1 protein-coding gene is annotated in these 778 nt (G+C 55.1%); it reads left to right on the forward strand.

Going from position 1 to position 778, the window contains the following annotated elements:
* The first annotated feature begins 130 nt into the window (after nt 1-130).
* Nucleotides 131-706 (forward strand): hypothetical protein, encoded by a 576-nt coding sequence (locus ACXJ5O_RS28795; protein WP_457302887.1) that lies wholly within the window; start codon nt 131-133, stop codon nt 704-706.
* The last annotated feature ends 72 nt before the right edge of the window (nt 707-778 follow it).

Raw genomic sequence — 778 nt, forward strand, 5'->3', positions numbered from 1 at the left:
ACCTTCTTATCGATCAGGCGGTCAATCTTGTCCCTCTCATCTATGACGCCATGCAACAAACGCCGACCTCGCCACTCTCGCAAGATCCTTATAACGATCTCGCAACATCGCTGCGACCAAAGGAGCCATCATGACGAAACAACAGGTTGCGTCCGCGAAATCCACAGCGACCGCGGCTGCAGAGCCGAGGGTAGTTCGTGCGCGCGACAAGCGCTTTGACGGTTACTTGAAGAGTGCCGGGTTCATGCTGGCGGCCGTTAGTTTCGTACTGCCCTTCGTAATGTACTACGATATTCTTGACGCGCGATCGACGCCCATGTCCTCAGGCAAAAAAGTCAATGATCCGCTCAACCGGACCAACCAGAAGGTTGTACGTGAGACCCATGGCAGGAACGGAGCATCGCCGGGCAAACCGAGCGAGGAACTTGACCCCATGACCACTGCCACGACCGCGGATCTGAAGGAAAACAGGGTGTCCAGCATCGAAGAGGCCAGCAAGCAGCCGTTTCCCGGCAAACCGGTTTTTCTGTTACGCGAGATCGTTGGCGGCCTGGTTATGATCGAAGACGATACCGGCTACTGGTTCGTCGAAAAAGGTGCAACCCTCCCCGATGGAAGCAAGCTCGTCGCTATCGAGCGCGGTGATGGCAAGGACAGTTGGCAGATCAAGACATCTGACGGCGATGTGATCAGCCGCACCAACTAGTGAACTTCGTTTTGAACATAAGTTCCTGGCGGATCGGGCCGCAAGTCTCACGCAAGTTTGAAAGCATAGGTT

This window comes from Phyllobacterium sp. P5_D12 (genome assembly GCF_054049495.1).

Coding starts and splice junctions, on each gene's coding strand:
- ACXJ5O_RS28795 (WP_457302887.1), top strand. CDS start 131: ATGACGAAACAACAGGTTGCGTCCGCGAAATCCACAGCGACCGCGGCT.